Source organism: Candidatus Saccharimonadales bacterium (assembly GCA_035317825.1).
Lineage (GTDB): Bacteria > Patescibacteriota > Saccharimonadia > Saccharimonadales > Saccharimonadaceae > DATHGB01.
The window spans coordinates 1-19,858 of record DATHGB010000015.1 but is presented as its reverse complement, the minus strand read 5'-3'; the positions used below and the strand labels follow the sequence as shown (position 1 = coordinate 19,858).

The 19,858-nt window shown below is 46.9% G+C and carries 24 protein-coding genes; 6 read left to right on the top strand and 18 right to left on the bottom strand.

Translation table 11 applies throughout. From position 1 onward, the window contains the following. Position 1: 1 nt before the first annotated feature. Complete coding sequence (locus VK497_02825; protein HMI09310.1) at positions 2-1,102, top strand: hypothetical protein; 1,101 nt, start codon at positions 2-4, stop codon at positions 1,100-1,102. Between the two features lie 132 nt (positions 1,103-1,234). Continuing rightward, entirely contained in the window at positions 1,235-1,480 is a 246-nt protein-coding gene (locus VK497_02820; GenBank protein HMI09309.1) for a hypothetical protein, read from the top strand. Here the strand turns inward: VK497_02820 and VK497_02815 are convergent. Next, positions 1,477-2,049 (bottom strand): uracil-DNA glycosylase, encoded by a 573-nt coding sequence (locus tag VK497_02815; GenBank protein HMI09308.1) that lies wholly within the window; start codon positions 2,047-2,049, stop codon positions 1,477-1,479. The genes VK497_02820 and VK497_02815 overlap by 4 nt on opposite strands. 71 nt (positions 2,050-2,120) lie before the next feature. Then, the gene (pnp, locus tag VK497_02810; GenBank protein ID HMI09307.1) at positions 2,121-4,241 is read right to left on the bottom strand and encodes a polyribonucleotide nucleotidyltransferase; all 2,121 of its coding nucleotides are present in this window, start codon (positions 4,239-4,241) and stop codon (positions 2,121-2,123) included. A gap of 270 nt (positions 4,242-4,511) precedes the next feature. Here pnp and VK497_02805 point away from each other — a divergent pair, with 270 nt between their 5' ends. Further along, positions 4,512-4,769, top strand: a complete 258-nt coding sequence (locus VK497_02805) for a WhiB family transcriptional regulator (protein ID HMI09306.1) — start codon at positions 4,512-4,514, stop codon at positions 4,767-4,769. 61 nt (positions 4,770-4,830) lie between these two features. On the opposite strand, the gene VK497_02800 is transcribed toward VK497_02805, so the two are convergent. The 5 genes from VK497_02800 to truB all read right to left on the bottom strand — a co-directional run bounded on the left by VK497_02800 (position 4,831) and on the right by truB (position 7,524). Next, positions 4,831-5,466, bottom strand: a complete 636-nt coding sequence (locus tag VK497_02800; GenBank protein ID HMI09305.1) for a GGDEF domain-containing protein — start codon at positions 5,464-5,466, stop codon at positions 4,831-4,833. 122 nt (positions 5,467-5,588) lie between these two features. Continuing rightward, complete coding sequence (gene rpsO / locus VK497_02795; GenBank protein ID HMI09304.1) at positions 5,589-5,855, bottom strand: 30S ribosomal protein S15; 267 nt, start codon at positions 5,853-5,855, stop codon at positions 5,589-5,591. A 122-nt stretch (positions 5,856-5,977) separates the two neighbouring features. Continuing rightward, positions 5,978-6,193 carry a hypothetical protein gene (locus tag VK497_02790; GenBank protein ID HMI09303.1) on the bottom strand — a complete coding sequence of 72 codons (216 nt, stop codon included), beginning with the start codon at positions 6,191-6,193 and terminating at the stop codon, positions 5,978-5,980. A 125-nt stretch (positions 6,194-6,318) separates the two neighbouring features. After that, positions 6,319-6,840: a type II secretion system protein gene (locus VK497_02785; GenBank protein HMI09302.1), complete on the bottom strand. Its 522-nt coding sequence runs from the start codon at positions 6,838-6,840 to the stop codon at positions 6,319-6,321. 24 nt (positions 6,841-6,864) lie between these two features. After that, positions 6,865-7,524 carry a tRNA pseudouridine(55) synthase TruB gene (truB, locus tag VK497_02780; GenBank protein HMI09301.1) on the bottom strand — a complete coding sequence of 220 codons (660 nt, stop codon included), beginning with the start codon at positions 7,522-7,524 and terminating at the stop codon, positions 6,865-6,867. A 124-nt stretch (positions 7,525-7,648) separates the two neighbouring features. Between truB and VK497_02775 the strand changes: the two genes are divergently transcribed. Both VK497_02775 and VK497_02770 read left to right on the top strand, forming a co-directional pair. Further along, positions 7,649-7,963 (top strand): hypothetical protein, encoded by a 315-nt coding sequence (locus VK497_02775; GenBank protein HMI09300.1) that lies wholly within the window; start codon positions 7,649-7,651, stop codon positions 7,961-7,963. A gap of 154 nt (positions 7,964-8,117) precedes the next feature. Next, entirely contained in the window at positions 8,118-8,804 is a 687-nt protein-coding gene (locus VK497_02770) for a PIG-L family deacetylase (GenBank protein ID HMI09299.1), read from the top strand. On the opposite strand, the gene VK497_02765 is transcribed toward VK497_02770, so the two are convergent. Further along, positions 8,801-10,705, bottom strand: a complete 1,905-nt coding sequence (locus VK497_02765; protein ID HMI09298.1) for a hypothetical protein — start codon at positions 10,703-10,705, stop codon at positions 8,801-8,803. The two genes, VK497_02770 and VK497_02765, sit on opposite strands and share 4 nt — an antisense overlap. A 272-nt stretch (positions 10,706-10,977) precedes the next feature. Then, positions 10,978-11,205, bottom strand: a complete 228-nt coding sequence (locus tag VK497_02760) for a hypothetical protein (GenBank protein ID HMI09297.1) — start codon at positions 11,203-11,205, stop codon at positions 10,978-10,980. A gap of 124 nt (positions 11,206-11,329) precedes the next feature. Between VK497_02760 and rpsT the strand changes: the two genes are divergently transcribed. Then, complete coding sequence (gene rpsT / locus VK497_02755) at positions 11,330-11,746, top strand: 30S ribosomal protein S20 (protein HMI09296.1); 417 nt, start codon at positions 11,330-11,332, stop codon at positions 11,744-11,746. 53 nt (positions 11,747-11,799) lie between these two features. On the opposite strand, the gene VK497_02750 is transcribed toward rpsT, so the two are convergent. The 9 genes from VK497_02750 to polA form a co-directional block, all read right to left on the bottom strand. Further along, on the bottom strand, positions 11,800-12,651 hold the full coding sequence (locus VK497_02750; GenBank protein ID HMI09295.1) for a hypothetical protein: 852 nt from the start codon (positions 12,649-12,651) through the stop codon (positions 11,800-11,802). A 46-nt stretch (positions 12,652-12,697) separates the two neighbouring features. Continuing rightward, positions 12,698-13,609 (bottom strand): DNA polymerase III subunit delta, encoded by a 912-nt coding sequence (holA, locus tag VK497_02745; GenBank protein ID HMI09294.1) that lies wholly within the window; start codon positions 13,607-13,609, stop codon positions 12,698-12,700. A 79-nt stretch (positions 13,610-13,688) separates the two neighbouring features. Continuing rightward, positions 13,689-14,186, bottom strand: a complete 498-nt coding sequence (locus VK497_02740; GenBank protein ID HMI09293.1) for a VOC family protein — start codon at positions 14,184-14,186, stop codon at positions 13,689-13,691. An 83-nt stretch (positions 14,187-14,269) separates the two neighbouring features. Then, complete coding sequence (mutM, locus tag VK497_02735) at positions 14,270-15,136, bottom strand: bifunctional DNA-formamidopyrimidine glycosylase/DNA-(apurinic or apyrimidinic site) lyase (GenBank protein ID HMI09292.1); 867 nt, start codon at positions 15,134-15,136, stop codon at positions 14,270-14,272. After that, positions 15,136-15,714 carry an HAD family phosphatase gene (locus VK497_02730; GenBank protein ID HMI09291.1) on the bottom strand — a complete coding sequence of 193 codons (579 nt, stop codon included), beginning with the start codon at positions 15,712-15,714 and terminating at the stop codon, positions 15,136-15,138. The genes mutM and VK497_02730 overlap by 1 nt, the downstream gene beginning before the upstream one ends. Positions 15,715-15,756: 42 nt before the next feature. Beyond that, positions 15,757-16,359 (bottom strand): hypothetical protein, encoded by a 603-nt coding sequence (locus tag VK497_02725; GenBank protein ID HMI09290.1) that lies wholly within the window; start codon positions 16,357-16,359, stop codon positions 15,757-15,759. A gap of 2 nt (positions 16,360-16,361) precedes the next feature. After that, positions 16,362-16,988: an HAD-IA family hydrolase gene (locus VK497_02720; protein HMI09289.1), complete on the bottom strand. Its 627-nt coding sequence runs from the start codon at positions 16,986-16,988 to the stop codon at positions 16,362-16,364. A gap of 3 nt (positions 16,989-16,991) precedes the next feature. Continuing rightward, positions 16,992-17,501 (bottom strand): pyridoxamine 5'-phosphate oxidase family protein, encoded by a 510-nt coding sequence (locus VK497_02715; GenBank protein HMI09288.1) that lies wholly within the window; start codon positions 17,499-17,501, stop codon positions 16,992-16,994. Between the two features lie 2 nt (positions 17,502-17,503). Then, positions 17,504-19,858 (bottom strand): DNA polymerase I (gene polA, locus VK497_02710; GenBank protein HMI09287.1); only part of this gene is annotated, 2,355 nt, incomplete at its 5' end.

The following is a 19,858-nucleotide window of genomic DNA, read 5'->3' as shown; positions in this document are numbered from 1 at the left end:
TATGACTTCGTCGGAAACTCATCCAGAAACCATTATCCTCGATCCAGCTAAATATGAGCTGGACGATGAACAGTTTGGAAAGTACGAACTGGATGATGAACGACTTGGAACAGTCCTGTCTGACCTCTACACTTCAAATGGTATACGTATCCACATCGCAGATGCGCGGCCTGAAGGCCCTGAAAAAGACGAGAACGGCAACCCTATACGTGTAGGGAAAACCTACCTCATGCCCCGCCACTTTCTCTCTTTTACGGATGTCGAATTAGACCAACTGCATGACGGGGTACTCGCGGATGCTATGGGTGCTCGTATTATTGCTATAGATACTCCCGGCACTAGTCTTCACGAGACTTCGGGGAAAACTACTCTTCGTCAAAAATTAAAATTGCTTGGCGGCAGTTTTTCGGATCACGCTCGTCTCCAGCTAGAAGCCGTGAGAGCCTTAGGTCTTGAAGACCTAGATAAGGCAGGGCTTATAGGGTTCTCGTTAGGTGCGAAAGCCGTCGCTAGCATGTTTGAAGGCACAGCACTTGAAGACAACAACATAAAGGTTGAAAGTGTCGATCTTCTTGAACCTGTCAACGACCGGAATTGGTTTTTGCCTAAACTTATGGCCGCTATGACGCATGAGGACAAACAGGTTGATCGTTACTTAATGGAAACGTTTGAAGCTCAGTCACGTGACCCAGACCCAGAGATAGCCGAAAGAGTTTCCGGGCCAAGGATAACTGCCTATGACCGTGATGAAAAGAAGCCGACTAAAAAGATCAAAGGTAAAACAACACCTATCAGTATGGATAGCGCACTAGTAGCTGCTGGTATGGGCACGGCTGGTTTCGCCAGAAAGCTTGCTAGATACAAGAGAGCAAATCCGGAAAAGTTCGAAGACGTACCTATCAACGTATATAGAGCTGAGGGTAGCCAGATATCACGTCGAAAAACCAACAAACAAACTGCCGAAGCTCTCGGTGCTAATTACTTCGAGGTTAGCGCAGGTGCTGACGAAAAGCCTTTAGGGCATCGCTTTTGGATATCCCTAGGTAGAGCAGCTATTCTGGGTAAAGAGCTAGTTAAGCACCCTGAGACTAAAGTCTCTTAATCACCTTTAAGGCTAACAGAGTTCATTGACTTTATACACAAAAACCACTAAAAATAATAACTATCGACCCTTCAAAATACAGCCTTCATGAACATCAGTCAAAGGTTGTTACGTCTGATATTCAATCTTCAAATGGCATTCGAATACATGAAGGTGCATCCTGTGCTTTTTCAAGACGCTTCCATTGCAATTCATCGGGCTAATGGCAGCCGTATAGCGCGCGCAGAATCAAACCAGAAGACCGCCGAAAACCTTAATGCTCATTATTTCGAACTTCACCCGCCTACAGGGAAAGATTCCCATCGGCATCCGCTTTGGTTTTCGCTAGGCCGAGTTGCTATGATTGGCAAAGAAATTGTCAATCGGCATCAATCTTAAATTTTTTCAATAATCTTTGGAACCGACACAAAATCGTCAATTAACGTTTGTCGCATACCGCCGTTATATAACGCAGCCGCCGGATGATACAGTGGAATAATGACCAGTTTATCATCGCCAAATTGAATCCGTTTCGGCTGGCCATGAATTTGGCTGATTTTCATGTCTGGCAAAAAATATTCCATACTATGGCGACCGAGCGTAATCACCACTTTCGGTTTAATAATCTGCAGCTGTTTCAGTAAATACGGCCAAAAAGCCTTCTTCTCCTCAGGCAAAGGATCACGGTTATTCGGCGGGCGGTATTTAACAATGTTGGTAATATACACGTCGCTTCGCTGCATACCCGCTTCTCCCAGCATTTCGTTCAAGAACTTCCCCGCCGCACCGACAAACGGCAGTCCCTGCTCGTCTTCGTTTTTGCCTGGCGCCTCACCAATAAACACGATGTCAGTATCTAAATTACCGTCGCCCATGACAAGATTCGTCGCTTGTGCAGCAAGTTCGGGACAAATGTTATTATCCAAAATTGCTTGTTTTAACTTATCGAGTTCCTGCTGCTTGCTCATAAATTTAATTATACCTTACGGCAGTATAAGAAAACGAGGCTCGATGGCCTCGTTTTCTTTAATATTACAGACTACTGTTCTATGTCTCTTAATGACAGGCTTAGTCGGCCGCGTTCGTCAATGCCAACCAGTTTGGCTTTGACAATCTGACCTTCGTGAATCACGTCCTCAACCTTTTCGACACGTTCATTTGATAGTTCTGAAATGTGAACCATTCCGTCAATGCCAGGTAGGATATTGATGAATGCGCCAAAATCTTTGATGCTGACAACTTTACCTTCGTAAATGTGACCGACTTCTGGTTCTTCGGTAAGTGACTTAATCCAATTGATCGCTTTTTCGATATTTTTAGTATCGCTTGCGGCAACGGTAATCAGGCCATCTTCTTTAATATCAATCTCGGCACCAGTTTCGGCGGTAATCTTGTTAATGACTTCCCCGCCCTTGCCAATCACTGCACCAATCTTGTCAGGATTGATCTTGATCTTTTCAATGCGTGGAGCATACGGGCTAAGGTTAGGACGCGGCGACGCGATTGTTGAAATCATGTGTTCAAGAATATGCTGGCGGCCTGGTTTTGCTTTAGTCAGTGCTTCACGGAGGATTTCTACGGGCAGCCCATGGACTTTCATGTCCATTTGAATTGCCGTGATACCGGCTTCTGTTCCAGTTACCTTGAAGTCCATGTCACCGGCAAAATCTTCGGCATCGGCAATATCGCTTAGGACGTATGGCTTGTCACCGTCCATCATGAGTCCCATGGCAATACCAGATACAGGCGCTTTTAGCGGCACACCGGCATCCATTAACGCAAGGACACTACTACAAGTAGCGGCCATACTGGTAGAACCGTTCTGGCTCATGATTTCTGTTACGCTTCGGATTGCGTACGGGAATTCTTCTTCGGTTGGAAGTACTGGCATGACCGCGCGTTCAGCAAGGTAGCCGTGACCGATTTCGCGGCGGCCTGGTGAACCAAGACGACGGACTTCGCCAACCGTATAGCCTGGCGCGTTGTAGTGGTGCATGTAACGGCGTTGGTAGTCGTTTTGCTCCATCGTATCAACCATTTGCGAGTAGCTGAGCGGCGCGAGCGTGATGATGTTCATGCCTTGTGTCAGGCCGCGGGTAAATAATGATGAACCATGCGCACGTGGCAAGATGCCAATTTCTGAGCTTAGGACTCGGATTTCATCAAGTTTACGGCCGTCTGGGCGCGTACCGCTTTCAACGATGCCACGGCGAACATCTTTGTGAAGCGCCATCGTAAAGGCTTCGTCGTATTCGTCACGTAGGATTTTGTAATCTTCGTCGCCGAATTTTTCGACCATAGCCACGTGGAACTGGTCACGAAGCGTTGCCACTAGTTCGTTTCGTTCTGGGTATGGACGGCGGATATCTTCACCAAGTTTGTCAGAAACCCATTCATCAACGATAGCTTGGAACGCTTCGTTTGGAAGGACTAGTTCGTATTTAAGAGCTTCGACACCAACTTTTTTAACTAGTTCGTTTTGTAATTTAATCGCTGGCTGAAGCTGTTCGTATGCCCATGCAAGTGCGTCACCAATGACATCTTCTGTCACCTGGTTCGCGCCAGCTTCAACCATCGTGATACCGCTTTCAATACCAGCAACGACAATATCCAGGTCGCTTTCTTCGCGCTCTTCCGCCGTGGCAAAAGCTTTGAATTCACCGTTTACGCGTGCGACGCGAAGGCCAGCAACAGGGCCGTCAAATGGTGCGCCAGTGAGCATAAGTGCAGTACTTGCAGCGATCATCGCAACCATGTCAGGACGGAAGTTTGGATCCATAGAAAGGACACTGGCAACAGTTTGGACTTCTTGACGATAGCCTTTTGGAAATAGCGGACGGATTGGGCGGTCAATCAAACGGCCGATCAAAATCGCTTCGTCGCTTGGGCGGCCTTCGCGTTTGATAAAACGGCTACCGCTGATTTTGCCAGCTGCATAAAATTTTTCTTCGTAGTCGATCGACAACGGAAAATAATCCATGCCGCTCATTGGTTTTTTGCCAACCATTGCAGTACCTAGTACGACAGTTTCGCCGTAGGTTACAAGGACGCTAGCGCTGGTACGAAAACCGACGCGGTTAACTTCAAGTGTTAATGGTTTGCCACAAAGATCAGTGGTAACAGAGATGATCTCTTTGCCGTTAGGGTTAATCGTAGACATCTTAAGTCCTCCTCTTTATAATCACTCGCCTTTTATATTAAAACGATAAGTAACGGGTGCAGAGTTTCTCAGTGAGAGAATTCCTGTATCCACCACTTAAATCGCCGGTAGCGAGTGATGTTTTCATTATACACTGTTTAGCTGCCTAAACTAAATAATAGAGCTCGTTGACAAGGATTATTATCTTCTATAATGCTTGCTTTATTTTGTATAGTATGTTATAGTGTTACTGAAGTATCACTCAGCTCCGACGTGAAGGGATATACCGCCATGGATTGGCGTCACAAAGCCGTTTGCCTCAATGAGGATCCGGAACTGTTCTTCCCCATCAGCAACACCGGCCGCGCGATCCTCCAGATCGAAGAAGCCAAGCAGGTGTGCCGCCGTTGTGACGTGCTTGAGCAGTGCCTCGCGTGGGCTCTCGCGTCCGACCAAGACCACGGTGTCTGGGGCGGTCAGTCCGAGGACGAGCGTCGTGTGCTGAAGCGCCGCAACGCCCGTGCCAGGATCCGCACTGCCACTGCCTGAGTGCTTCAACAAGGCCTCGCTACCAACGCTCACGCGAAGGTACGAGGCCTCACTCATGCCCCTAGGACTTCGACGGAGGAAGTATACCAGCCAACCTTAGAGCCTCGACCCTACCTGCAAGCCCCCTTAGCGATATACCCTCAGCTTCCAACCCTACCGCCGCATCTCCTATAGCTTCTATTTGAACAACGGTGAGATTAGCTATTTGCCTTTGATGCTTATTGAACTGCGATGCAGCATCCGCCGCTTTTTTTAAATCTTCACCTGTCTGACCTGGCATGTGAACGACGCCGCCAAATGATGTGGGCGCTCCAATATCATCAAGCTCTTCCGTAAAACGTGAGATTGCTAGATTCATATTCTCTTCGCTACTCACGCCCATCAGCAAAATTATCAGCTCGTCTCCTGATATGCGAATAACGACCGAGTCGTCTCGGCGAAGCATCTCGCGAAGTACGTGGGCGACATTTGCGATATATTGATCGCCCTCGTCATGATCATATTCGTCGTTTACCTCTTTGAGGTTATCCATATCAGCGAACACTAACGCGAAGTTACCTGGATACCTGTAAATAATTCCCGGGAGATGATTATCTAACCACCGCAAATTACGCAGTTCTGTTAGTTTATCAATTTCGGCATCACCGTTAGGTGATTCGAAAGAAGTACGTTCAAATTCCATCTTTTCAGACGCCATACGTAATTCGCCCCTCCTTAATTATATAACTTAATGCATTAGACAGCTAAAAGACCTTCCAAAATAAAAGGTCTGGTTGTCTTAAAATTTAGTAAGACGCAACCTAAAAAACTCCGCCTTGTTTATTTGCGGAGTTTTAGTGCGGCGACGACTGCTTTGTAGCTTTCGAAATCTTTTGATTCGAGGTATTTGAGCAATCGTTTGCGACGACCGACCATCTGAATAAGTCCGCGACGAGCCATGTGGTCGTGCTTGTTAGTCTTTAGGTGCTCGGTAATCTCCTTGATACGAACCGTTAAAACAGATGCCTGTGCCTGTGGGCTACCGACGTCGGTTTTGTGAGTCTGTGTCAAAGCAAGTGCCTTGGCTTTGTTATCTGCTGTAATCATCACGAGATATTGTAACAGAGTTGTGCACAGTTTTCAACAGGTTAGAGGAAATTGTCGTACCGTGACTTCCTAGACTACATATGAGTCTAGGAAGTCACGGATGGATCGAGGAGAGTCAGGGGTTAACTTTTGGGATTGCCTTTCTTCTTACCTCGACGAGACTTCTTCCCTTCTGTTGGATTGAGGTCTACGTGCCGAGCAGTTGAATTCCTCACCGTTCGCCCAAGTCGGCCTCGGGTATTCTCAGACGTTTGGGCAGCCTTTTCATCAGCCTTTTTAATTCCCGCGAACGGATCTTTCTCCTTGTCGCGGGGATTAAGAGGTAGCTCATCACTCATTGCGTCTCAGTATCTCACTTTCACTCTCGAACCATGTCCGAAGGTTATCGAACCCGTACGAATATACCGATTTAAATCTGTTGCGTCAATAGTTCTTTATATATATCGTCTACCAAATCGACGATTTAACAATTCGTCAAACTATTGGAGACGTTACGTGTATTGGTCGCGTCCCACTGCACATGAGGATTTTTAAAGTTTCCAAGTATATCTTTGGTGCAGTCCGTCGGCGTTGTCCGGCCTTCATTCTCGTATATGAAGTACGGGCGCTGCCATGGGTCGACAATATTACGGACATTCACTCCACCTGCCACGCTAATTCTGTCTAGCGTATCGAGATACTTTACCCAGCACGCATCAGTTTTGGGCAGTGCCGCAAAGTCCGTTCCAGCTGCCATACTTCCGCAAGCGTCAGCCGTTACACCCGACCCGCTCGAAATACTCCATAGCGTTTTACCTGATTGAATACGCGCAGCAAAAATTGCTTTTTCAATTTGCCCAAGATCGGCTTGGATTTTTGCTTGCCGACCACGTTCTTGTATACCATTGAACGCGACGATCGTAATGGCAGCCAAAATTGCGATGACAACGATTACGATAAGGAGTTCAACAAGCGTAAACCCTTTTTGTTTTGCCCACCGGTTCATATGCCTATTTAAGCACTCTGTCCTTTAACTTACAATGCCGAGGTCGCTGAGCTGTTTGGCATCTGATACGTTCCATTTGCTTATTGATATACGTCGTAGATCCGTACAATACGCATCCGTCCCCAGGACCTTTCCGATGTCCACCGCTAGGCTTCGGATATATGTGCCGCTACTGACATGTACCCGAATTTTAACCTCGGGATAGGTGTAATCTAAAAGTTCAAGGCTATAAACAGTAACCGTGCGGAGCGGAATCTCGACTTCCTGCCCGTCACGTGCGAGTTTGTATGCGCGCTGGCCGTTTATTTTAATAGCACTAAAAATAGGTGGGCGCTGTGAAATTTCACCCGTAAACTGCTTCAATGCATTTTCAACTTCTTGGCGGGTCGGTTGTTTGTCGGAAACATCAGTAATTTCGCCCTCCGGGTCTCCGGTTGTGCTGGATTGCCCTAATCGAACCGTCGCTTCATACACTTTGTCGAGCTTGCTGTATGTACCCGCGTTTTTACATTCTTTGCCAATAACTAGGATCATAAGGCCGGTCGCGAATGGGTCAAGTGTCCCCGTGTGTCCTACTTTGACCTTTTTACCCGCCTGCTGGGTCAAGACGCGGCGAACACGCGCCACGACGCCAAAGCTGGTCATTTCAGCTGGCTTGTCTATAAGAATTATTCCATCTAGCATTTCACCAGTATACCCCCTCTCTGTTTTGTTCTCAATTGATTGACTATTTTACCATTCTATGTTAAAATAGTAGCGTTACATAACAGTGTGCACGCTCTGTATCAACTCGACCAATGGAGCTATTATGGCATGGAGCATTAAACGTCGTCAGCGCAAGAACCTCTGGGGCTACGTTGCCCAGGAGTTGGAGTACCGACACTACAGACTGACCTTCCTCAGGCGCAGGCGTCTAAAGAAACTGGTACGGTACGTCTTTGACGATGCCATGAGCATCAACGAGACTGGGGATTGGCACGATGCAGATCTGCGAAAAATGGGCATCATCTGCATCAACACCATTGCCTTACATCTCGAAAATCTCGGTGACGAGACAGAGGTGTTTGGCAAACCCAGAGCCGCCCGGCTTTTGAAGCGTCTGGAGAACAGCGCGCAGGACTGAAACATGTTCCTCGCGTTCTGATTCCCAGCCAAGGTTTCTGTGGAATGTAACACCGAGCCCGTATGAAGAGACCCCCCTGATGAATATCATCAGCGCGAGTCCATCAGCGGGCTCTCTTCATGTCTATGGGAATGTAATCGGCTATACTAAAATCATGAAGAAAATTATTTTTGGTATTTTTGCTCATCCCGACGACGAAGCATTCGGACCTTGCGGAACGTTATTACTTGAAACCCGGGCTGAAACCGAACTGCATCTTGTCACCCTGACAGCTGGTGAAAATGGCACAAATCCAGATAATGATCCCGATTTAGGCAGTACGCGCCTGCAGGAATGGCACAAAGCTGGTGAGTTGCTTGGTGCAACGTCAATGCATCATTTTGGATATACTGACGGCACCTTATCTAACCTTTCTATGATCGAAATCGCCGGAAAAGTCGAAAATTTAGTAAAAGAAGTTCTTCGGAATGAAGCTGGTGACGTTGAAATTGAATTTATGAGCCTGGACAGTAACGGCCTTACTGGCCACATTGATCATATTGTCGCCGCAAGAGCTGCCTGCTTAGCATTTTACCGCCTAAAATCCCAAGACGAAAAGTTTATACGAATTCGGCTATTCTGCTTGCCGAATAACCAGCATAAGAACATGAACACCGACTGGATTTATATGGAAGCAGGCCGCTTGCCCGAAGAAATTAATGAAACAATTGACGCGCGCGAGATCAAAGATGACATCATCACCGTTATGAAAGCCCATCATACGCAGCGTGGTGATTACGAAAACCAGATCGCCCTTTTAGGGAACGACCTGGGATTAAATCACTTTATTATCAAGACTTAGGATTGGCCAGGAATCTTGAATTGATCAGGAGCTGTCGGCGCGGGTGCAGCAGGCGCTGGAGGCGCAGGTTTAAACATATCCTCTAGCTTTTCGGGTGGCAGTGCACCTGAAGGACCGCTTGTGTCAGCTGGCGGCTGCGAAGGTAACGGAGGCAATGTTGAGAAATCTGGTAACGGCGGAAGCGGTGGCAGCCCAACAGGAGGAAGCGAGCTACCCTCTGGAGCTGGAAATGCCTGCGGTTGGGGCGCGGAACTTGGTGCCGGAATTGGTGCCGCTTCAAACGCGGCATTAATCGCTGCCCGCGCATCTTCGTGCGGTGCTCTTGTTTGTTCATCAAGTTGCGCTAACGTTTCGGTTGGTTGCACTGGCGCGACATACGCAGTCGGCGCAGTATCATTATTTGCCGATGCCGTAACGTTCTGGAAAGGATCGACGACCGAAGGTTCTTCCGGAGGAGCAGTCGATGAATTCAAAGGTGATTGGTATGCTGGCGCTGTACTGTCGGCAATATACCCATTACCACCGTGACTCAAAATAGTCCGATTACGATCATCGTCGGCTGCCCGTCGTGATTCTTCGGCTGCTTGTTCGGTCGTTGCATTTAGCGTTCCACCCATCGCAGGTTCACCCGCGTCATTTTTCCATTGGTCTCCACCGACAGCACCAGCTAGAGGCGGAACGTCATTCGTAGTCGTTGGCGACTGTGTTGCCGCTTGGTCAACTTCAGCATTGGCGGCAGCAAGATCTGCCTGAAGATCAGCGACAGATGGGGTTGCACCAATGGCTGCTGGGGCTGTCTTTGCTAGCTGTTCAGCTAAATTCTGCTCCGCTTCCTTTGCGGCATTCACTTGTTCAGGTGTTGCAACAGGTGTTTGTTTTGCTAGTTCTTCCTCGGCTTCTTTGGCTGCTTCAGCCTGCTTTTCGGCAGCTGTTTCCTGTGCTACCTGATCAAGGTCACCTTCTTTTTCATGCGAGATATCAAGTTCACCGTCGGCTTTTTTCGCTTCTTCCGTTTTTGCAGCTTTTTTGTCCGAAGCAGCTTTTTTATTCACTTTTGTTGGCTGGTCTTCGGATAGATCAGTGGTGCCGTCAGAGTTTTGGTTCGTTGTCCCGTTGTCCGGTTTGCCCCCTGATCCGATTTCGTGCGCTTCTTCTAATTTTGAGGCAATCAGCTGTTGGTTCGCGCCAGCACCCATAAGTTGTGCGGCGACGGTCATTACCCGCGATGACGTGCGGTTATTACTAAAGCGGTCGGTTGCCGCAACGATACCCGTCAGGAACGCCGTTGCGGTTTGTTCGTCAAGAAGTGCTTTGTCGCTTTTTAGCAAATCGCTTAGGCCCACTAGTACTTCGCTCAAACTACTGGCTGTTTCTTCGCGCCAGTCAACGTTGCCCAGTTCACTTTTGGTATCTCCGACACTAATTGTTGCCACCGTTGCATCGTGCAGGATACGGCCGTGCGCGGCAAGTGCGCTGTCTAAACTATCCTGGTTTTTAACCCCAAGTGCCAAAACAAGTTCAACATTGTAGTCACCTTGACTAAAATCAAGGTCATCACCAGTAATTGTTGTCCGGTATGGCGTAATGAAGATCTTTACGACGTCCCCATCAACTTTGTAGCGCAGGTGATCCGCTTTTTCTTTATCAAGAGCAATAATAAAATCCCGGAGGCTATCGACGGTGTTTTCAAACGTTTTTTCGGGGTCCAAAAAAGTAATTGCAGGAGGAATCGCGCCGCTAAACACCGCTGTTGCATGTTTATTCAGCTTATTGAGCATGAGTGTCAGCCCTAATGCCGCACTTAGCTCATCAACCGATGGGTTGGCGCTAACAGTGACCAAAATATTGCTACTATTTTTGATCTTATCGACGATTTGCTGCTTGGCGTTGCCATCGTTCATTGAGGTTATTTCCTGCTTTTTATTTTATTTGGGATTTGGGTTCACTATACCATAAGTGGTTTGATGGCGTCAACAGAATTCCCTCTATTTGACAATAGTAGTTTAATTTGTTATAATATAAGTATCGTCCTACTGGGACGGCCTTCGATTCGAATGTTCTTCACCATTGGAGCTTACGACTTCATAGCAGAGTTTAGGAGACTCACATGAGCAACAAGCCTGTTTTCAAGACCACCGGCGTAGTCAACGCGCTGAGCGGAATAGCGATCGGACTAGGTATCTTCTTCGTCCTGATCGGCATCTTCGCTCAAGCCGGCGTCATCATCTGGATGGGCGTCACGCTCTTCCTCTGCGGTCTCTGCATGTGGTTCGGCGCCTCCATACAACGCGCCTCCAACCAGCGTATCTCTGATGATGCCTACCCTCCACGGAATTGCTCGAGGATTTCCAGCAACTGAACAAGAACGACGCTTCGAAGAAGCCAGGACTACCGACGCCATGCGCGTATGGAAGTCCTGGCTCTTTCACTATTTCATGAGAATGCGCACCTCTTTACAATTCATTGGTTTTCCTCTATAATTACGCCTTGATTGTACTAATAACTTTTAAGAAAAAGGAACACGAATGCCAATCATCAAATCCGCAATTAAACGAATGAAGCAAACGATCAAGCGCAACGAGCGCAATGTCGGCATCAAACGCGATATCAAAGACGCTACAAAGGCGTTTCTTGCTAAGCCCACTGCTGCTGGCCTAAGTGCTGCCCAAAGCGAACTTGACACAGCCGTTAAGAAGAAGCTTATGAAGAAAAACACCGTAGCCCGCCGAAAAGCTCAGCTTTCTAAGGTTGCAAAAGAAGCTGGCGTAAAGCTTGCCACAGGCAAAAAAGCTCCAGCGAAAGCCGCTGCAAAACCAGCTGCTAAAAAAGCAGAGGCTAAACCAGTAGCCGCAAAGAAGCCTGTGACAAAAGCCGCCGCAAAACCTGCAGTAGCTAAAAAAGCCCCAGCCAAGAAACCTGCTGCTAAAAAAGCTGCAAAATAGAGTAATCATTCTCTAAAATAACGACCGAAGATTTCTCTTCGGTCGTTATTTTATTAAAATTGACGCTTCAAATAGGGATTTACGACATGTGAATCTTGGGCAGCCAACCACGTAGAGACAGTGCCTAAATCCATGAAAAACTTACGTCCATTATTGTATCCGGCAACCGCCCCATTATGAATCGCCTCACCCATGATGTCTTTATAGAGCGAAACCTCACCCATGTCGTGACTGTCTACGAAGTCTTTTATAAAGTTAGTCTCAACAACCACGGCTCCAGTACTGCTTCCCTTCCATGCGCTAGCTCGAGAAGCATTCTTTTCAGACGAAGCAGGCATATGAGACTCTCTTGAAAAGATCACTTTGCCTTGGCGGTCTACATAAAAGGCATCCTCGTTAGGAACGTTCTTTCTAGTCGTCAAAGCGACACTGATTGGTGTGCCCGTTCTTTCGTGAAATGACAAAAAATCACTTTCATCCAAATCAAGAATTGTATCAACATTAGTGACAAGTATTCGGTCTGCAAATAATTCTGGGTGCGCGTGAACGTCACCTAGTAGATCACCGCCATTCCCTCGTCTATATGATGATGTCGTTACGTCTATTCCAGGATTCTGGTTATAGGATTCAAGAACATACTCCTCAACCATTCCCACATCTCCGGCAGAAATAACAACGTTTCTCATAGCCGCTTGGGCCATTTTTTGAATGTGGTGATCAAGCAATACAACTGTTGGATTACCTACTTCGAGCAGCGCCTTTATAACACCGAAATCAGGATGGGGCACTAAAATCGAACCTAGCCTTGTCCCTCGCCCACCCGCGTTGATGTATGCCGTGACATCATCATGCACTTCTTTCGGGCGAGTACTGTCATCTGCTGTCGGTAACTGCTCATATGACATAGATAATAATATCCTTATTGCCAAAGATTATAACAAAAGTCCACTGCTATGTAACGTTTGCTACCTTTAATAAAGCCCGCTCTAGAAGAATCCAGGGCTCAATGCCAAGCGATTTCATATCGGCATCCGCTTCGGCAAATGCATCAACAATCTTTTTTACTTTGGCTTTGCCAAGTGACTTAGCATGAGACGCAAGCTGAGACAGCGCATACGGATGCACGCCAATATCTTTTGCCACTTCCCCACTTGGTTTTTCGCTGAGGACAAGTGCGACAAGCTGGAATACCTGCCCGCTCAGCAGGCCGAAAAGACGATACGGGTCTTCGGTTAGCTGGAGCGTCGCGACCATGTGTTGCACCTTTGCGGAATCACCTTTTAATGCCGCGTCGAACAAATGAAAGACATTTTCAGTTGGGTTGGTGTCGATAATTTCCTCGATAACTGCCGGCGTGATACTGTCGACCATCGCTAGTTTTTCAAGTGCTCTATACAGTTGCCACTGGTCAACACCAATTTGCCGCACTACCTTTGCCGCGCTTTTTTTGTCTAGCTCAAAGCCAAGGTTTTGAGCTTCTTTTACTACCCACTCTTCAGCAACGCGATCATCGCGCTCACCCCAAACCTTAAATTCCTGGACCTGGGCTACTTTTTGTAAATCTTTGTACGTCTTGGTACGTTTGTCGGGTTTAGGTTCGACGATAACAAGATGGACGTCGTCGGATACGCGTGGAATAAAATCAACGAAATTCGACCACATCGTTTTGTTATCGGAAAGATTTTTAATAACAACGAGCCGTTTGTCAGCAAAAAGCGTCGCGCCAGCTAATAAATCAGGTAGCTGCCTGAGTTCTAGCTCGCTTCCGTCAATTTTTTCGACCGCGCCTTCAAAGTCAGCCGCCAGTTTTTGAATCGCCCGCGTAACCTCAAAATTATTTTCTCCAACAAGTAACGTAATCACTCTAGTCAGTATACCTGAAAACGCGCAGCAGCCCCATTCCCCATGTTAGAGAATAGGGCGGTTTTCACAGTAAAGTCTATTACTTGCCGTCGTACGCTTCTTGAAGTTTTGCGATGTCGAATTTCTTCATTTGCATAAATGCCTCCATGACTCGGCCAACTTTTTCCGGGTCATCACTGGTCATAAATTCGCCCAGCTGTTTTGGTACGATTTGCCATGACATGCCAAATTTGTCCTTACACCAACCACATTGTTCGGATTCGGGTACGGCGGAAAGATTTTCCCAGTAATGATCGATTTCTTCCTGCGTTTCGCATTCGACGCTGAATGAAATCGCTTCGTTAAATTTAAAGATAGGACCGCCGTCGAGCGCCTGAAAACGCTGGCCAGCCAGTTGGAAAATACCGGTAAGCACCTTACCGCCCATATCTTTCATTGGACCTTCCTGTACGCCTTCGGGATAGCGTTGGATCATTTCAATTTTTGAATCTGGAAAAACCGACACGTAAAAATTTATCGCTTCTTCGCAGTTATCATCAAACCATAGGCTCGGTGTTATTTTTTGTACGGATGCCATAAATGCCTCCTATTTTAGGTTTATTCAGACCCGGATCGACATATATATAAACCATCCTGTCTATAGTTGAAATATACCAATTCTTATAGGGTTTGGCAATGTGGACAGATGTGCGTTCCGCGGCCAGCGGCTTTGAATTTGATGATGGTCGTACCGCACCGTGGACATGGCTGTCCCTCGCGTCGAAATACCCTTGCAAAATCCATATAACTTCCCCGTTTTCCTTCGGCGTTAACGTAATTTTTGTCGGTACTTCCGCCCTTTTCGATGGCTAAATTCATAACGCTTCGAAGTTCTGTGTGAAGTTTTTTAAACTCGCTATCGGTAATCGTATTCACGAGGCGTTTTGGATGGATTTTAGCGCCCCACAGGCTTTCGTCTGCATAAATATTGCCTACACCCGCGACAACCGTTTGATCGAGTAACGCTGCTTTGATGCTGGTTTTACTACGGCGCTTAAAACGCTCGGCAAACTCCCTGGCGGTAAAGTCTGCTTCGAGTGGCTCAGGACCGACCTTTTTCATAAAATCAATATTCGGCACTTCAATCGTGGGTAGTAACTTCATCCAGCCAAACTTGCGTTGATCGTTAAAGTAAAGATGCGAATCATCAGTAAATGCCAGGGTAACCCGCGTTGAACGGTCTGGCAGCTCCCCGATCAGGCTATCATTAGGATGGCCGGCACCAAATACTGCCTCGCCGCGATATACTAACTGGCCGGTCATTTTTAGGTGAATAACTAATGTGTACTTGGTTGAAAGATCAATCAAAAGGACTTTCGCCCGGCGACGAATTCCGGTAATTGATGCGTGTGTTAAAAACTCCCCCACATCGGCGGCCGCATTCGGAAAACTTTTTAGGGTGTCGTGCGATACGTCCTTAATCTTTAATCCAACAATAAGTGATTGCAGGCCGCGGCGAACGGTTTCGACTTCGGGTAGTTCGGGCACTATTTATCCCCTAGTAGCGCCCTAAGTTCAGCTTTTACCTGCGTGTTCGATTGATATAGAATGGCCTTCATTCCGGCAGCATCTGCCCCTGCGCAGTTTTCTTCGATATCATCAATCATAACGCATTCATGCGGCTGCAAACCTAGCCGTTCGGCTGTTAACTCAAAAATGCGCGGGTGTGGTTTCGTGAGGCTTTCTTCCCCGGATAAAACGACCGCATCAAAAAGTTGTACGCGTTCAGCCGGACTAAAAAACTCGTCCATTGCGCCGATTCCAATATTACTGAGCATTCCTACTTTGTAGTCATGACGAAGCGTTTCGGCATATTCAAGTAATTTTTGATTACGCCTATGGACACCCTGGATATGTTCGGACACGAATGGAAGATCAAGACCAGTCAGGTCACTGACCGCTTGGTCGAGTTCTTTTTGCGACAATAGCCCATAGTCGTAGGCCTTGTTAAGACTGAGGAGTTCGGGTTGAAGCCGTTCATATCCGACGACGTGATGTTCATAAAAATAGCGGCTTGCATCCAGGTACAGCACACCAAAACAATCGAAGATAATAGCGCGTATCACTGTTCTAGTATAACAGGAGGAATTCGTTCCGACGGATAAGCACTATAGATTAACCGTCTTAAGAATCGTTCGGTTGTCAGGGATTTGCTGCAAGAACAAATTTTGTACCTGCGTTATGCTGCCCTTGAACGATCCAGGTGAGCCTTTGCAGCTTGAGGTCCATAGGCGTTTAACAATACTACCGGAATCAATAACTTCAAATTCATACACTTTACCAGTTGCACAGATACCACGGGTATCATCTTTGTCATTATTGAAAGGAGTACCTATAACAAGGTTCGCGCGGTTAAGAGCAAAGACAAACTCTTCATATGCTTGAATGTTATTCCCTAAGTCTTTACTGTCAAGGGCTTGTTCAAGATACCCGGAATAGACCGTAAGGTTACGATTATTTGCATCAACCGTCACTCGGTACGAACGAAAGTTTTCGTCGGCGACAATCGGGCCGCGAACGGTCATACGCACGCCGTGACCAGAACTCGTATCAAGAAGTGCCTGCTGGCTGGTATCTATCTGTGCTTGGTCAGGCTGGTCACCGCCGCCAAAAATAACACGTCCAATTGAAACAAGGGCAGCTACGGCGATAGCAATGACAATGAATACAAGGATAATCGGAATAAATCTGGATGAGTTGCCTCTATACATGGCTATATGGTATCACTTTTACGGCTAAAAGTCAACCCTATTTCCCTATCCATACCGGCGATTAATTGGTTCAAGTCGGCATTAAATTGCGGAAAAGATTCGTATTTAATAGTCGCCATCCCTACGCGCTCGGCACCTTTTAGATACGCGTGTCTATCGTCAATAAAAATCGCTTCATGGGGACTGACGCCAAGCATTTCGGCGGCTATGTGATATGCCTCGGGCTCAGGCTTGGCATGACCAATTTGCCATGATAATGCTTTCGCATCGAAAAGAGCATCGTCCTCTTCGTCAAAAATCATTTCAAATCTATTTTCAGGAATATTGCTAAGGACGCCGATTTTGTAGATGGGTTTTAAGCTTGTTCTGATAAATGCAAGTAATTCCTCGTTCTTCGTATGCGACAACACCTCGATCTCTTTGACGACATCTTCATAAGCCATATCCGCGGTCTTGGCAAATTTTTGGAGCATTTCATCGAAAGTAATTTTGCCAAGAACCATTTGCCACGACAATTGCTTACTTGTTTTGAGAAGTTCTGCATCATGGCCAAAATGACGCTCCCGAAACGGCACTAAACCTTCGCCGGTTAACACGCCAAAACAATCGAAGATAACTGCTTTTATCATGCTTTAGACCCCAGCCCCGTCAACATGCTTCAAGTCCTCAAGCGAAACCTCGAAGCGGTAGTCGCGAATGATGTTGTCCAACTGATCCCTTTCAACCGCGTTAACCCATAACTCTATAGGCTCGGCATAGTAGAGTACCTGTGTCGTATCTGAAAACTTGTCCTTCGCTACAATATTACGACCGCGTCGCGTACGCGTGTCGTTTAATACTTTCAAACCCTCGTCAAACATTTCCGTTGAAACCTTTCGGGCCGCAGCGTTGATATACAACCCCTCTCCTTTATTGATCGAATCAAACAACACGATAAATGCCCGCTCGCTACGATCAATGTTTTGCGAATGCACCGAATCAGGATGAGATGCCCAAAAAATCCTAAGATCATTACTAATTCCAGCAAATACAGGGGTGTTGTGGGGTGACCCGTCTTCGTTGACCGTCGCTATAGCGACATGGCAAATTTCTTGAAGCAGACTTTTAACGTTCTCGATACGAACCTTGCGCGGATCATTCATATCTAAAGCTCACCCCAATTTTTGCCTATAGTCACATCGACTTCTAGTTTAATCTTAAGGTCGGGGTAAATTGATTCCATGGTTGTTTTTAAAAGATCAGCGACCTTTTCGGCATTCTCTTTGGGACATTCGACCAAAATACTGTCATGGACCTGCAGGATTTGGTCGCCCATGCCGTTTAGTTTTTCGTCTACCTTTAGCATTGCCATCTTCATAAGATCTGCTTCGGTTCCCTGAATCGGCATATTAGCAGCGGCGCGTTTGGCACCTTCGCGAACCATAAAGTTACTGCTATTCACGTCAGGTGTTGGGCGGCGGCGGCCAAAGTACGTCTCAACGTAGCCTTCTGTTTTTGCCTGTTCGAGCGTTTTGTCGATGAATATACGGATTGGCGCGCGAAGCTCAAAATAATGATCAATGAATTTTTTGGCTTCGACAAATGACATATTCGCAGCCGCCGATAATCCATGCGGGCTCATCCCATAAAGGATGCCGAAGTTAATAACTTTGGCTGCACGACGTTGGTTTTTAGTCACGTCATCGAGCGGAATTCCGTACACTTCGCTTGCTGTTTTGGTATGAATATCGACTGCACCGTTAAAGTCGCTGATAAGTTTTTTGTCGTTCGCGAGCACTGCCGCGAGACGTAGCTCAAACTGCGAGTAGTCGGCACTGACAAATACTTTGTCACCGTCAGGAATGAAGGCCTCGCGGATACGGCGTCCTAAATCGCTACGGACAGGAATATTTTGAAGGTTTGGATTAACGCTATTCAGGCGACCGGTTGCTGCCACATCCTGATTGAATGTCGTGTGCACCCTACTGTCTTTGTCGATTGCCTGCGGCAATGTATCGACGTACGTATTTTTGAGTTTCGCCAGTTCACGGGTTCGTTCGATAAGTTCAATGATGGGATGCTGGCCTCGTAATTTATCGAGTTCTTTTTGGCCGGTACTATAGCCGGTTTTACCCTTTTTAATCCCTGCGGTCGGTAATTGAAGCTTCGTAAATAACACTTCGGAAAGTTGGGCCGGACTACCGATATTAAATTCGTAGCCAACCATTGTAAACATTTCTTGTTCAAGCTTGGCGTGTTCATCACCGAGTTCTTTACTCATTTTTTCAAGGATTTTCGTATCAATTTTTATACCGCGGCTTTCCATGCGGTACAGCATGTAAGTCAATGGGAAATCAAGTTCGTGGGCTACTTTGGCTATTTTAGGCTCTTTTTTAAAGCCCTCTTTTTGCTGGTCATAGGTTCGCCATAGACCAGCCATGACTGCTGCCGTGTCAGACTCGTCAAAGTCATCGTCGATCAGCCCCATAATTGAACGGTCACGCGCGAGCGGATCGAGTAAGAACGCGCCTTGGCGAAGATCATGTAACTGATCAAATCTGACCTCAACTCCTTGTTCGTGCGCTGCGTGATACAGCGCCTTGGCGTCATAGGTAACAACCTGCGTCATTTCAAGCGCGCGCCAAATACTGCTGGTGACTTTTGTGAGCGGCGTTTTTGAAACCGTTTTTCCGTCAAGCGATACCCAGAACGTGTCGTCGACTAAATGGACAAGCGCCGCTCCGTCAGCATCAAGCGATAACGTAGCTGGCCAGTCAACCTCTTTTAATGTCGATGAAGCTTCTTTTTTAGGGGCAAACATATCCGTTTGGTTAGTGCGCTGCATGTTTTTTGGCAAACGACGAACAAGCGACGTAAATTCTAGGCGCTTTAGGATTTCGGCAACTTTTTCGGTATCGATATCTTGGATACTTGTGGCTTTTAGATCAAGTTCTATTGGTGCATCGCACCAGATTTCGGCAACTTTTTTACTGGTATATGCCGACTCTTTACCTGCCGTTAATTTTGCCGCGACAGATGGTTTAATATCGTCTATATGTTCGTACACACCGTCGAGGGTTTTGTAATCCTGCAGCAGTTGGATAGCGGTTTTTTCGCCAATACCTGGAACGCCCGGAATATTATCGCTGCTGTCACCTTTTAATGATTTCAGGTCAATGAATTGTTCGACTTCGATACCGTACTTGTCTTCGAAGTATTTAACATCGAATTGTTCAAGGTTAGCGAGGCCTTTTTTCATGGCATACACGTGCGTTAGCGGTCCAACAAGCTGTAGCATATCCAGGTCGCTAGTAATCAGGCATGTTTCAATCCCCTGCTTCGAAGCTTGCGTCGAAAGCGCGCCCATAATGTCATCGGCTTCGTAATCGTCAAGTTCGTAGAGCGGCCATGAAAAAGCTTCGAGAAGTTCATTCAAGATAGGGATCTGCGTAAAGAAATCTTCGGGCGGACGCTTGCGGCCGGCTTTGTAGGTCGGCATAATTTCGAGGCGCTTTCGAAT

What these genes read in the sequence shown, in the direction of transcription:
- VK497_02800 (HMI09305.1), bottom strand. Translation starts at nt 5,466, where the DNA reads ATGGCGTCTGAAAAGATGGAATTTGAACGTACTTCTTTCGAATCACCT.
- rpsT (HMI09296.1), top strand. Translation starts at nt 11,330, where the DNA reads ATGCCAATCATCAAATCCGCAATTAAACGAATGAAGCAAACGATCAAG.
- VK497_02750 (HMI09295.1), bottom strand. Translation starts at nt 12,651, where the DNA reads ATGTCATATGAGCAGTTACCGACAGCAGATGACAGTACTCGCCCGAAA.
- VK497_02805 (HMI09306.1), top strand. Translation starts at nt 4,512, where the DNA reads ATGGATTGGCGTCACAAAGCCGTTTGCCTCAATGAGGATCCGGAACTG.
- pnp (HMI09307.1), bottom strand. Translation starts at nt 4,241, where the DNA reads ATGTCTACGATTAACCCTAACGGCAAAGAGATCATCTCTGTTACCACT.
- VK497_02715 (HMI09288.1), bottom strand. Translation starts at nt 17,501, where the DNA reads ATGAATGATCCGCGCAAGGTTCGTATCGAGAACGTTAAAAGTCTGCTT.
- VK497_02760 (HMI09297.1), bottom strand. Translation starts at nt 11,205, where the DNA reads ATGGCGTCGGTAGTCCTGGCTTCTTCGAAGCGTCGTTCTTGTTCAGTT.
- VK497_02770 (HMI09299.1), top strand. Translation starts at nt 8,118, where the DNA reads ATGAAGAAAATTATTTTTGGTATTTTTGCTCATCCCGACGACGAAGCA.
- VK497_02725 (HMI09290.1), bottom strand. Translation starts at nt 16,359, where the DNA reads ATGTATAGAGGCAACTCATCCAGATTTATTCCGATTATCCTTGTATTC.
- VK497_02790 (HMI09303.1), bottom strand. Translation starts at nt 6,193, where the DNA reads ATGAGTGATGAGCTACCTCTTAATCCCCGCGACAAGGAGAAAGATCCG.
- VK497_02825 (HMI09310.1), top strand. Translation starts at nt 2, where the DNA reads ATGACTTCGTCGGAAACTCATCCAGAAACCATTATCCTCGATCCAGCT.
- rpsO (HMI09304.1), bottom strand. Translation starts at nt 5,855, where the DNA reads ATGATTACAGCAGATAACAAAGCCAAGGCACTTGCTTTGACACAGACT.
- VK497_02765 (HMI09298.1), bottom strand. Translation starts at nt 10,705, where the DNA reads ATGAACGATGGCAACGCCAAGCAGCAAATCGTCGATAAGATCAAAAAT.
- VK497_02775 (HMI09300.1), top strand. Translation starts at nt 7,649, where the DNA reads ATGGCATGGAGCATTAAACGTCGTCAGCGCAAGAACCTCTGGGGCTAC.
- VK497_02740 (HMI09293.1), bottom strand. Translation starts at nt 14,186, where the DNA reads ATGGCATCCGTACAAAAAATAACACCGAGCCTATGGTTTGATGATAAC.
- VK497_02720 (HMI09289.1), bottom strand. Translation starts at nt 16,988, where the DNA reads ATGATAAAAGCAGTTATCTTCGATTGTTTTGGCGTGTTAACCGGCGAA.
- VK497_02820 (HMI09309.1), top strand. Translation starts at nt 1,235, where the DNA reads ATGGCATTCGAATACATGAAGGTGCATCCTGTGCTTTTTCAAGACGCT.
- VK497_02785 (HMI09302.1), bottom strand. Translation starts at nt 6,840, where the DNA reads ATGAACCGGTGGGCAAAACAAAAAGGGTTTACGCTTGTTGAACTCCTT.
- VK497_02815 (HMI09308.1), bottom strand. Translation starts at nt 2,049, where the DNA reads ATGAGCAAGCAGCAGGAACTCGATAAGTTAAAACAAGCAATTTTGGAT.
- truB (HMI09301.1), bottom strand. Translation starts at nt 7,524, where the DNA reads ATGCTAGATGGAATAATTCTTATAGACAAGCCAGCTGAAATGACCAGC.